The following is a 12,095-nucleotide window of genomic DNA, read 5'->3' on the forward strand; positions in this document are numbered from 1 at the left end:
AATTAGCTTTGATGTCGCAAACGCGCTCTAACTATGCACTTAGTAAATCCCTTCCCCAATGCTTTAATTTTGAAATACATGTTGTTTTGATTCAGTGCAGTTCGTCACATCGTTCTTCATACCTCGCTTCACTCCTCTTCAAAGATGCCTTTCTTCTTCAAATTAGCTATAATAAAGGGATCAATGATTTTATAAAAGGCAGGAAAACTATGCGTACACGAGTTCATTTCATCGCTCCTTATGAATCGATGATTCCTATTATAGAAGAATGCATACCTCACTATCCTGAGCTATCCATCCAGACCGATGTGGGTGACTTGGCAAAAGGGGTAGAGCTGGCCATTCAAGCTGAGAAAAACGGTGCAGAAATTATTATTAGCCGCGGCGGAACCGCGCAACTTATTAAACAGGCGGTGGCCGTTCCTGTCATCGATGTGCAGCTATCTGGCTATGACATGATTCGTTCTCTCACACTGGCAAGCCAGTTTAACGGACATACAGCTATCGTTGGATTCTCCAACATTACATCTGGCGCACAGTCCATAATCGACCTGATGGATCTGCCGCTCAAAGTTTACACCATACATAGCTCCGAAGAGGTCGCCAGGTTACTACTGGAGTTGAAGGCCTCTGGGTACCAGCAGATTGTGGGTGACGTTATTACCGTGAATACCGCAAAGGCCTACGGTCTGGACGGTTTATTGATTCAATCGGGCACCGAATCCATTCTCAGAGCCATGGAGGATGCACAGCTAGTCTACCGTTATTTGAGCAAAAATCAGACGGTCTCCATCATACTCCATGATCTCGTGACCCAAGAGCATCGGAATCTGCTGATTTTGGACGAACAGGACGAAGTAGTTTTTGAAAACTGGGCTGATTTTGATCATAATCCACTCACCGAAAATCACTTGTATCTAATGAACACAAGTCTGGAGTTCCATCAATCCAAAATTCAGAACGTGTTTATGGTAGACGATTATCAATTGACGGTGCAGGCTTATGAAACCAAGCTGGATAACAAGAGCTACAAGGTGTATCTGCTGGAAAAAGGAGAACCTTACGCATTTGCACAATTCGGCATCACCACGTTCACCGATTCCTCGATGGAGCCCATCGTTGCCGAATCACCTGCCATGCAGGCTGTATTAAAGAATATCCGCGCACTCTATTCGCATAATGAAGCGATATACTTATTGGGCGAAGCCGACTCTGGTAAATCCTTTCTGGTCAAACATATGCATCAGATACATGCTGGCGGTGGACTTTTGTTGCAAATTGATCTCTCCCAGGTTCCTTCAGGTCATTTGCACAAAATCCCGTTAACCAAGGTGAAAACGGTCGAGCTGAATCAGATCGAATCACGCCTGAACGATCCTGAGCTGCTTACCTTCATCGAGACCTGTCTCCAAAACAACATCGGTCTGTTTATTCTAAGTGAGCAAGTGCCTGATCCGAATTGGACACTCCGGCTGAAGCTGAACACACTCATGATGCCAAGCCTGGCCGAACGTACGGAGGATCTTGAACCGTTGATGCAGCATTTCCTGACGGGGTATTATCACAAATACGGCACTACCGCTGTACGAATCAAGGAGGATGCAGTACAGATAATTCGGGATCAGGCCGCACAGATGAACGTCAATCAACTGAAACATCTGATCAAACAAGCTGCGCTGAATGAACCGGATTATGTCATTACGAGGGGCACTTTAACCCGTCTACTTCATCAACAGTCTGCGGCAAATGTAAGTGCAATGAAGCTTGGTGGCACATTAAAAGAAATTGAGCAGGAAGTCATTAAGCGAGTGCTACAGGAAGAAAATAATAATCAATCCAAAGCCGCTGAGCGTCTGGGGATTAACCGAGCCACATTATGGCGTAAACTTAAAGATTAACTTTAAGTTTACGTCTTTTTTTATGGGCTTTTTTTGCGGGTTTCTTTTTCAAAAGCAGCACTCCTTATGCTCGTTTAATGGATATTGGACTACGTATGATAATGTGTTGCATTTTTAAACATAAGTGCACTTAATTTAAATTTACAATAATTTATTGTTGCTAATTTAAACAACATAAGCTAACATAGTCTCTGCAAGCGCTTAAGAAAACGATTACTTCATAAGGAGCTACGACTATGAACATTAAAGCTACTCTCGATCGCATCCCTGGCGGTATGATGGTTGTTCCCCTGTTGCTAGGTGCAACGATCAATACATTTTTCCCGAATGCTCTACGCATCGGTGGATTTACAGAAGCTCTTTTTGTAAACAGTGCGAGCACACTCATTGCATTATTCCTGTTAATTGCAGGTACACAGATCACATTTAAAACAGCTGGTTCCTCTGTCGGCAAAGGTTTGACCCTGCTTACGTTCAAGTGGGTAATCGGTGCTGGTCTTGGTTTCATCGCTATTCTACTCGCTGACTCAAACGGCTTATTTCTAGGACTTGCTCCGCTTGCCATTATTGCAGCTATGACGAACTCCAACGGCGGCCTCTACATTGCACTTGCAGGTCAATATGGCAAAGAAGATGATAAAGCAGCCTACCCGTTCCTCGCACTTAGTGACGGTCCATTTCTAACGATGGTAGCGCTCTCGATCTTTGGTGCGATGGGCTTTGCGAACGGTATGTTCTCTCCGATGTCCTTTGTTGCGGTATTGCTTCCACTGATCGTTGGTGTCATTATTGGTAATCTGGATCGTAACATGGCTGAATGGTTGCACAAAGGCAGTGACAAGCTCGTTCCGTTTTTTGCCTTTGCACTTGGTATGGGCATCAACTTCTCCTCCATTATCCAAGGTGGACTTGGTGGAATTCTGCTCGGCGTGCTGACTGTGATTCTTACAGGCGGGGTTGGATACTTGCTCTTCAAAGCCATCGGCTGGAATCCCATTGTTGGCGCATCCGAAGGTTCTACAGCAGGGAATGCGGTAGGTACACCAGCCGCCATCGTAGCTGCCAACGCTTCATTTGGCCCTATTGCGGAGATTGCTACGGTGCAGATTGCGGCAAGTGTTGTGACCACGGCAATTTTGTTGCCGATCTTTATCGGTTTCCTCTCTAAACGGCTGGAGAAATCAGGCGGGGTCGCCAAATATAATGAACGACCGACCACATAAATAATGGGCATTAATACTGAGTAATTTTTTTGAATTTTTTACCATATAAATTGAACTATCTATTTACACATTAACGGAGAGGACAGAAAAAACCTGGAGAAGCGAAGCGTTCGCCTTTATCACCGGATTTCCCCCTTTGGAAAAGGAATTCAAGAAATCTGGGGATAACAGCGATTGGAAGGTTATTCTGTCATCGGAGTGATCCGTGTAAACACCTTTGGTTCAATTTATATGGTTAATGTAACAAACGAAAACTAAAGGAGGGATGACTGCATGAAACTGGCCATTATTGCAGATGATTTGACCGGTGCCAATGACAGCGGGGTGCAGCTAGCCCGGCATGGCCTGAAGACGAGTGTTCTATTTAATATGGACGAGGCCTCACTGGCCTCTTATGATACCGTTGTTTTTGATACGGATAGCCGTTCTATTGCAGCAGAGGAAGCTTATAATCGCGTGTATCATGCAGCCAAGCTGCTGACGGAGAACGGGTTCGATACGCTTTTCAAAAAGATGGATTCCACCATGCGAGGCAATATCGGTATCGAGATCGATGCAGTGTATGATGTTGTACAACCTGATTTCATGATGATCGCCCCGGGATATCCGAAAAATAACCGCACCATTCGGGAGGGTATTCATTATCTGAACGGCGTGCCACTTGCGGAGACAGAGATTGCTCTTGATCCGAAGACACCCGTGACGCTCTCTTACCTGCCGGATCTGCTCAAACAGCAGACGGAATACCGCGTGGGCGAGATCACAATTGGTGATCTGGAAGCTGGACAAAAGCAATTACATGCCAAACTGGAGCAGTTCAAACAAAACAACATTCCGTATGTACTGGTGGATTCCACAGAGGAAGCACATTTGGAGCAGATTTTGCAGATGACACGGGACATGCCGTATGCATTTGCTTGGGCGGGTTCAGCAGGGATTGCGAACTATCTACCGGCTCACTATGAGCTAGAATCCAAATCCGCCGCACTCACCATCCCGGAAAATACCGGCCCCATCTTAACCGTCGTGGGCAGTGTGAATAAAAACTCTCGTGAGCAGTTGTATCGTTTGCTTCGTCAGTCTCGGATCGCGTCCGTATCGTTTCATTCATTCAAAGCCGTATCGGCAGAGGCAGATCGTACTGCGGAGATGGAACGTGTCTACGATGAGGTTAGAACCAAAGCGCTGGAGAGGGAAGATGTTGTGCTCTACTCCACTGCCGAATCCATCGATATTGAGCTGGCACGGGCAACAGGTGAGAATCGCGGATTGAATCACACACAAGTCAGCAACGAAATCGTACGTGCGATAGGCGAAATATGCGCCAGATTGCTCGAAGAGGGACTTTTCAAAGGAGTATCCATGACGGGCGGTGATACCGCCAAACAGATTTGTCTGAAATGGAATATTAGCGGATTCGAACTGCTGGACGAGCTCGAAATCGGCGTGCCAATCTCCAGATTTATGGGTATTGAAGATTTATATGTGATTACCAAAGCCGGCGGATTTGGCAAACCGGACGTCTTTATCCGAGCGATTCAAAAATTAAAAGGGGGCATTCTCGTATGAAACCCACAGTAGGTATTACGATGGGCGATGCCGCAGGCATTGGACCGGAGATTATTATGAAAGCACTGGCACATCAAGAGGTATATGATCAGTGCAACCCGCTTGTGATCGGTGATGCAAAGATTTTGGAGCGTGTGCTACCCGTGATCGGCTCCAACTTGAAAGTGAATTCTATTCAGGAACCAGAAGAAGCAAAGTATAAATTCGGTACTGTCGATGTCATTGATCTGAACTTTGTTCCAGCTGATCTGGAGTACGGAAAAGTGTCAGCTGTCGCGGGAGATGCGGCATTTCAGTTTCTTGCGAAGGCCATTGATTTGGCGAAAAAGAAACAGATTCACTCGATCTGCACAGCACCGCTTAACAAAGAAGCACTGCATCTGGGAGGTCATCTGTATCCAGGCCATACGGAGATTTTGGCAGACCTGACGGACACCGAGGACTTCTCCATGATGCTCACTACGCCTAACTTGCGCGTCATTCACTTGACCACTCATATGGGCCTGATTGATGCTATTGCGAGCATTAACCCGGAAAGAACCTACACGGTTGTGAAGCTGGCTCATGATACGTTGAAAAAAGCAGGCTTTGACAATCCACGCGTCGCGGTATGCGGGATTAACCCTCATGCCGGAGAGAACGGCCTATTCGGCAACGGGGAAGAAGAAGAGAAGTTGCAGCCCGGCATTGAGCGTGCGCAGCAGGAAGGCATTAACGTCGTTGGTCCACTGCCAGCGGACACACTCTTCTTCCGCGCAGGCCGCGGCGACTTCGACATCGTTGTTGCCTGCTATCACGACCAAGGCCATGCCCCAATCAAGGTGATGGGCATTGAGGAAGGCGTAAACATCACGGTAGGCCTGAAAGGCGGCATCATCCGCACATCCGTGGACCACGGTACTGCCTTTGATATCGCTGGCAAAAACATCGCTGATGATAAAAGCATGCTGGCCGCCATTCGTTCCGCCATTGAGCTTGCACCGAAAGATTTGGTGTAAAGAGAGTACTATTTTCATGTACACCTATACAGTCAGAGTAAGTTAGAAAAAGCAAACCCGTTGATTAGCGGGTTTGCTTTTTCTGAATATAATCTATGTATAACTCAAATGACTACAAAAACGTACGAATTTTATCCAGACATTCTCTGACGACTTCATCGGAGGCCTTAGCAACGATATCGATTTGACGAGCTTTCCAGTCCAGATTCTTAATTTGATCTGTTAAAATAACCCCATCAAAGTATGACCCTTCTGGCAGCAATACTTCAAACCCCCAGCCTCTTACCGTATGCGTTATAGGACAAACCGAGACAAATCCTGTTGCTTCATTAAATGCTGCTGGTGACAGCACAATAGCAGGCCTTCTGCCTGCCTGTTCATGCCCGGTTTGTGGATTAAAATTGATCCAGACCAGATCTCCTCGTTCAGCACTCATTTAGATTAATTCTTTCCCTTCTCTGCCAAAATCAATTTCATCATGGCGATTTTCTGGTTTGCACTGTGCCAGCAATTCTTCCAAGGTCGGCTTTTTCTTCTGAGGTACCACGATAAGTGTGTTATCATCACTTACAATTAAATCAACTTCCGTTCCTTGGTAAACCTCAATTTTTTCGGCAATATGGCTTGGAATTCGAATCCCTAAACTATTTCCCCATTTCTGCACAGTAGTCGACATCGAAAACCCTCCTTGATTCAGAGATTTTGGATTCATTATATCACGCCCCCCGCCCTTCCGTATACACATAGTATATACACCTGAAGCGGTAATGATACAGATGAAACATCATATAGATAAAACAAGGCAAACCTACTTCATTCGAAGGTTTGCCTTGTTATTTTTTATATCCATACACCTCTAATGAAAAGAACAGCTACGATTCCTCTGTCACCCATTTTTATGAACCAACATGGGCAACGCCTCGAATCTCCACCCATTGTTCAGGGAATGCCAGATAATTTACCCCAATCAGACTGCCTGCCGGTCGATGCTCACCAATATACTCTTTAAACATTTCGATGGCGATTTCCCCGTGCTTCTGCGCCTGGGTCAAGTAAATTTCAACATAGGCGAGATTAGACTTAGTTACACCAAACTGTGCTAATACGATATCCAAGTTCTCTAATGTCTGTAATACTTGTGCCTGAATATTCCCCTCCCCAACAAAGCTGCCTTCTGCGTTGTGAGAAAATTGTCCAGAGATGTACAGCGTATTGTTGACGCGGTAGCCTTGAGAGATACCATGATCCCAGAGATTATGATTGTACGTTTGAATTGTGGTCATATGCCTAGCCCCTTTACTTTAATTTAAGGCTAGTATAGACTGGGCAAAAAGATTAGGATAGTACGCACAATAAAGATAGGTACTATCTGAAAGGATAGTGTAAACATGGGCATATCCGACTTTGACGGCGAGAATATAGCTATTCAAGATACACCTTTTGGCTACACCATGTCTGTCATCGGTGGTAAGTGGAAGATGATTATTTTATATCTGCTCGCTGCCAAGCAACCGGTTCGTTTCAATGAAATGCAGCGGCAGATTGGAGCGATCACGTACAAAGTTTTAAGTGCACAGCTCAAGGAACTAGAGGCGGATGGATTAGTTAAGCGCAAAGAGTTTCCGCAGATTCCACCCAAAGTAGAATATTCACTGACATCGAAAGCACAGACACTCTTACCCGTACTGGAACAGCTGTGCGAGTGGGGCGAAAAGAATCGTTAAAGCGGTAAAGCTTTTAGAGACAACGAATAAAGATGGATTCCCTGTCATTTTCAATGGTCTGTATTCGGCATTCGGGTATCTTATGCTAAACTGAGTATATTCAGTAGATTGTGTTGCAGTCGCTGCACCATTGTAGTACCACAAGACACGTTTTAGTTTTAAATCAGACGAAAGAAGAGATTGTTCATGGGAAGAAAGCAATCGTTTACGGAAACAGAGCTGCTGGATATGACCAAAAAATTGGTGCTTGAGCATGGGTACGACGGTTTCCACCTCAAGCTGCTTTCGCAGCATCTCTCCGGAGCTCGGAGTACCATCTATCAGTATTACGCCAATAAAGAGGAGATTGTGGCTGCTTGCATGAAAAGAGTCATCGCTAATGTATTGGAACATGCATCAGCCGTTGATGAGTCCGACCCATTAGAAGCGCTTGAAGAACTGCTACTTATTTACGTTGAAGAAGCTGCGCTCCATCAGCTTCTAGGGGATGCGAATAAAATTAATACCTCCAACTCTCCTGCAGCAGCAAGAGATCTTGAATTTATTGAAGAAGCGCACCAGACACTCAAACATCAATTATCACGTTTGTTTGAACGTGCTCAACAGGATAAATCTCTCCGCCAAGATATCCCTCTACCTGTACTTATTGGTGTCTTTTTTAACTTGTTTAATACACCTAACATGATGAATTTGCCTACAGCTGATTGGGGTAGACTACTTTTTCAAACGTGGATTGGAGGAGCCAAGAGATGAGTTTTCTTCTTGGGACTAATTTGACACAAGTGTCAATTATATTGTTTAATAAATAAGAACGTGTGTCGCGACACTTCAAATCTGACACAAGTGTCATAAAAGGGGTTGAGAGAGTGTTTTTAGCTGTAAAAGAATTAATGCACAGTAAATTGAAATTTCTAATGATTATCATCATTTTTGTATTGATCGCTTGGCTGGTATTTATTTTATCCGGTCTAGGCAATGGGTTATCCACGCTAGCTGCATCTACCTTTAAGAATATGAAAGCGGACTATGTCATTTTTGAAGAAGGCTCCCAGTCTTCCATGAGCAAGTCTTTATTGTCTGGTCAACGGGTGCCGGAGGCTGAAAAGCTGCCTAATGTTGAAGCTGCCGCACCCATGGGTAGCACGATGGCGACAGCAATGAAGGGTGAAAATTCAAAGAACGAAGATAAGGTAGATATTGCGATTATAGGCATTCTTCCAGGAAGTTTTCTAGAACCGAAGGTAGTCGAAGGTAAACCTCTATCTTCGGATAACCCTACTAGTGTAGTGGTGAATACTTCCCTTAAAGATGAGGGCTTCAAAATCGGAGATACGTTTCAATTAGATGGTACGACCGAATCCCTAACCATTATCGGTTTTGTGGAGAATGAGACGTATAACCACGTTGCATCCGTATTTACACCGATCGATCAATGGCGGAAGATTGCCTTTGCTGCTCCAGGTTCCGATAAAGGAGTGCCTGAGCCCGTTAATGCCATCATGCTACAGGGCGAAAATATCGATCAGGCTGAACTCAATGCGACCTTGTCTGGCACAGATACCGTTACTCGGGCGGAAGCGGTACAAGGCATGCCAGGATATAAAGAAGAGAACGGTACAATTCTAATGATGTTAGCATTTTTGCTCGCTATATCTGCCTTTGTACTGGGTGTATTCTTTTATGTCATCACGATGCAAAAGACGAATCAATTCGGCATTATGAAAGCCATAGGTGCCAGCAATAAATTTCTGAGTAAAACGATCGTATCGCAAGTATTTGTGCTGTCGGTAACAAGTATTCTGGTCGGTATTTTGCTGACTTATGGAACTGCTGCGATTATGCCTAAAGGTATGCCATTCAAGCTGGAGACTAGTCTTGTTGTGACCTATTCCATCATTCTGCTCGTGATTGCAATGTTAAGCTCGTTGGTATCTGTTCGCAAAATTACCAAGATTGATCCGCTCAAAGCGCTCGGGAGGGTTGAATAATGACTACAGGTCTGCAGATGAATGAAGTCACAATGGTTTACGGTGAAGGAAGTCATCAGATGAAGGCTCTTGACCATGTGTCCTTATCCGTAGAGCCAGGAGAATTTGCTGCTGTCGTTGGACCATCCGGTTCTGGTAAAAGTACATTTTTGTCGATCGCTGGGGCGATGCTTAAAGCATCTGAGGGAGAAGTCAGACTAAATGGAAATCTGATCTCGACGCTTACGGAGAAACAGTTGTCCACGATACGACTCAAAGAAATCGGTTTTATCATGCAATCATCTAATCTAGTTCCTTATCTGCATGTTCTTGATCAGCTCCTTGTCGTAAAACGAATGTCCGGAACCGTCAGTAAGGAGGATCAACAATTTGCCATGAAGCTATTGGAAGAGCTAGGACTCGGACAGAAGTTGCGGAAATTCCCAGAGGAATTGTCAGGCGGCGAAAAACAGCGGACAGCCATTGCTCGTGCTTTAATGAATGATCCTAACCTGATTCTGGCAGACGAACCCACCGCAAGTCTGGATACCAAGCGAGCCCATGAAGTGGTCAGTCTCATGGCACAAGAGGTGAAAGCACGCCAAAAAGCGGCCATTATGGTCACGCATGATGAGCGTATGCTTGCCTACTGCGATAAGGTATACCGAATGAATGACGGAATTTTAACGCTCGCTGCAACGTCTTAGAATGAACTTTAACCGATGACTACTATTTTAGTAGGATAACTGCTTCATTTAGCTATCTAGCATTTTCAAGATAAAAAGCAGCAGAAACTATTTTCAGTTCTGCTGCTCTTTATTATTGTTATTTATTCTGTGGGTCGGTACATATTCATTAACCTCAAACGTAAGGATTCTATCGAAAATGATATAGTCTTTTCTACTCTTAAACGGCCCGATATTATTTTTGCCTTTATCGACTGCAAACATTACGGGGCCATTACCCGAAGCTTTTGTTTCATACCAATTAATAAAAGCATTTACTTGGGGCATAGATAGATCAAATTCCTTCTCTAATCCCGTGTTCAACGTGATTGTTAATAGTGCTCTTTCTCGAATGATTAAAAGGGAGGCAGAAACCTCATTGGAAGATGCCCCTTACGTTAGACCAATGAAACCTTTTAATTTCTTTAACATTACGAAACCTCCATTTTTTTTATAAACATCATACTATCCTTCATGTCCTCCTTTGTCCAAACATAAGATGGAATATATTGTAAATTTTGATGTGTGAAATAAAATTAAGATTATGTATAACTTTTTCATTCCATAACAAAGAGCCAGCATCATAACCTCTTTGCTGACTCTTCCTTTTTTACGCTAATCATTTTCCCCTCATTCGAATCTTCCACATAATTCAGACGATACTCTGTATTCAATTCCTCTCTTCATCTCGCTTAGGTTATTACGCTTTTCCCTCCTCCTACAAGTACCATCTGACGTTCATCCTGTGCTGGTCTGCTACGCCGATACGCACTTGGCGACATTCCATTCTGCTTATTAAAAATGCGATTGAACTGCGAAAAGCTGGTGAAGCCACATTGGGCGGCAATATCCGTAATTTTCTCACTCGAATGTAGTAGCATTTGTTGGGCATTTCGAATTCGGGTCATCTGCACATATTCCGTAAACGTGAAGCCTGTGACTTTGTTGAACTGGCGCGATAGATGATGTGCGCTGACATAAAATCGTCTGGACACGTCCTCCAGCGACATCTCCTGCTGATAGTGACTGTGAATATAGGAAGCAATGGCATACATCCGCTGAGTCATGGATGATCCTTTTTCCTCGCGAACATAACTATTCTCAGCCGCATAGCGATGAAGACCACATAGAAACTCGACAAACTTATGATGAATAGCAACCGATTGAATAGAAGATAACTGCTGTGATATCGCAAAAATGTCGTTAAGGGGCGCAAGAATTTCCTTACGCCGTTCTTCCGAGAAGCGGAAAATGGGAACCTGCGCATTAAATATCGTAAACAGCTCGCTGTAACCGTTCTCAAGTCCAGGCACACTGCGAGGCATAGCAAAATTAATCATTAACCGTTTGGGTGGCACACCCTTCGGATATTGGGTTTTATGAAGCAGAGCAGGCCGAAGCAACACAATATCATAGGGCTGCATCTCGTATAAACTGCCTTCAATAATATGTGCAGCGGTCCGATCCAGCAGAATGCAAATTTCATGAAAATCATGAAAATGCTGAAATTCCATATTGAGGTCATGCGAACGCTCGTCGTAATCCAGGTAATAATAAAGCGAATCCCCTGGCTGGTTCACATGGATCGCATATCCCTTCTCATATGTCAAAACCGATGATGTCATGGACATGCTCCTTCCCTAGGGCGTGTCTGAAAACGCTGAAGAAAGCAGATTTTGCCGAATTTTCGTTCCAAGCAAGGAAGTTTCCCGCAGGCGTGCCGGGGCACGTCAAGGGGAAGTGACGTAGCAGGGGGCGAAAAGGGGGTAAAAGATGCACTTCAGTAGATTTCAAGACACGCCCTAATCATTCATACGTCTATTTTAGCATGAAATGCAATAAAAATACGGCATTTCCAGCATACATTACGTAGTTTCTAGGATTTTTCGTTTGATATGATAAAGTTAAAATGTCAGCGTTTTCAATAATGAAGCTTCTATTGTTGTTGAAGTAGCCCTTACAGCCTGTACTTACTAAATACCAAGGTGGGA

General features: G+C 44.3%; 13 protein-coding genes. 8 read left to right on the forward strand and 5 right to left on the reverse strand.

The window, feature by feature from the left end:
* Positions 1 to 209: 209 nt before the first annotated feature.
* From J2T16_RS24490 to pdxA, 4 genes are all read left to right on the forward strand, one after another.
* The gene (locus J2T16_RS24490; RefSeq protein WP_221790128.1) at positions 210 to 1,898 is read left to right on the forward strand and encodes a PrpR N-terminal domain-containing protein; all 1,689 of its coding nucleotides are present in this window, start codon (positions 210 to 212) and stop codon (positions 1,896 to 1,898) included.
* A gap of 236 nt (positions 1,899 to 2,134) precedes the next feature.
* On the forward strand, positions 2,135 to 3,121 hold the full coding sequence (locus J2T16_RS24495; protein WP_221790126.1) for a 2-keto-3-deoxygluconate permease: 987 nt from the start codon (positions 2,135 to 2,137) through the stop codon (positions 3,119 to 3,121).
* Between the two features lie 273 nt (positions 3,122 to 3,394).
* Positions 3,395 to 4,690, forward strand: coding sequence for a four-carbon acid sugar kinase family protein (locus J2T16_RS24500; protein ID WP_221790124.1), 1,296 nt, complete (start codon positions 3,395 to 3,397; stop codon positions 4,688 to 4,690).
* Positions 4,687 to 5,688: a 4-hydroxythreonine-4-phosphate dehydrogenase PdxA gene (pdxA, locus tag J2T16_RS24505; RefSeq protein ID WP_221790122.1), complete on the forward strand. Its 1,002-nt coding sequence runs from the start codon at positions 4,687 to 4,689 to the stop codon at positions 5,686 to 5,688. The genes J2T16_RS24500 and pdxA overlap by 4 nt, the downstream gene beginning before the upstream one ends.
* A 112-nt stretch (positions 5,689 to 5,800) precedes the next feature.
* Here the strand turns inward: pdxA and J2T16_RS24510 are convergent, their stop codons facing one another.
* From J2T16_RS24510 to J2T16_RS24520, 3 genes are all read right to left on the reverse strand, one after another.
* On the reverse strand, positions 5,801 to 6,124 hold the full coding sequence (locus tag J2T16_RS24510) for a type II toxin-antitoxin system PemK/MazF family toxin (RefSeq protein ID WP_445647553.1): 324 nt from the start codon (positions 6,122 to 6,124) through the stop codon (positions 5,801 to 5,803).
* Positions 6,125 to 6,364: an AbrB/MazE/SpoVT family DNA-binding domain-containing protein gene (locus tag J2T16_RS24515; RefSeq protein WP_240037094.1), complete on the reverse strand. Its 240-nt coding sequence runs from the start codon at positions 6,362 to 6,364 to the stop codon at positions 6,125 to 6,127.
* A 220-nt stretch (positions 6,365 to 6,584) separates the two neighbouring features.
* Positions 6,585 to 6,971: a RidA family protein gene (locus tag J2T16_RS24520; protein WP_499019424.1), complete on the reverse strand. Its 387-nt coding sequence runs from the start codon at positions 6,969 to 6,971 to the stop codon at positions 6,585 to 6,587.
* A 105-nt stretch (positions 6,972 to 7,076) separates the two neighbouring features.
* Between J2T16_RS24520 and J2T16_RS24525 the strand changes: the two genes are divergently transcribed.
* The 4 genes from J2T16_RS24525 to J2T16_RS24540 all read left to right on the forward strand — a co-directional run bounded on the left by J2T16_RS24525 (position 7,077) and on the right by J2T16_RS24540 (position 10,086).
* Complete coding sequence (locus tag J2T16_RS24525) at positions 7,077 to 7,412, forward strand: winged helix-turn-helix transcriptional regulator (RefSeq protein WP_499019425.1); 336 nt, start codon at positions 7,077 to 7,079, stop codon at positions 7,410 to 7,412.
* Positions 7,413 to 7,598: 186 nt separating this feature from the next.
* On the forward strand, positions 7,599 to 8,165 hold the full coding sequence (locus J2T16_RS24530) for a TetR/AcrR family transcriptional regulator (protein ID WP_499019426.1): 567 nt from the start codon (positions 7,599 to 7,601) through the stop codon (positions 8,163 to 8,165).
* A gap of 113 nt (positions 8,166 to 8,278) precedes the next feature.
* Positions 8,279 to 9,400, forward strand: coding sequence for an ABC transporter permease (locus tag J2T16_RS24535; RefSeq protein ID WP_499019427.1), 1,122 nt, complete (start codon positions 8,279 to 8,281; stop codon positions 9,398 to 9,400).
* Complete coding sequence (locus tag J2T16_RS24540) at positions 9,400 to 10,086, forward strand: ABC transporter ATP-binding protein (RefSeq protein ID WP_336121367.1); 687 nt, start codon at positions 9,400 to 9,402, stop codon at positions 10,084 to 10,086. Before J2T16_RS24535 ends, J2T16_RS24540 begins: the two co-directional genes overlap by 1 nt.
* Positions 10,087 to 10,179: 93 nt before the next feature.
* Here the strand turns inward: J2T16_RS24540 and J2T16_RS24545 are convergent, their stop codons facing one another.
* Positions 10,180 to 10,428, reverse strand: coding sequence for a galactose oxidase (locus J2T16_RS24545; RefSeq protein WP_499019428.1), 249 nt, complete (start codon positions 10,426 to 10,428; stop codon positions 10,180 to 10,182).
* Between the two features lie 368 nt (positions 10,429 to 10,796).
* A complete protein-coding gene (locus tag J2T16_RS24550) occupies positions 10,797 to 11,729 on the reverse strand; it encodes a helix-turn-helix domain-containing protein (protein ID WP_336121368.1) in 933 nt (310 codons plus the stop codon).
* Positions 11,730 to 12,095: the final 366 nt, after the last annotated feature.

Source organism: Paenibacillus intestini (genome assembly GCF_030803945.1).
Classification (GTDB): Bacteria; Bacillota; Bacilli; order Paenibacillales; family Paenibacillaceae; genus Paenibacillus; species Paenibacillus polysaccharolyticus.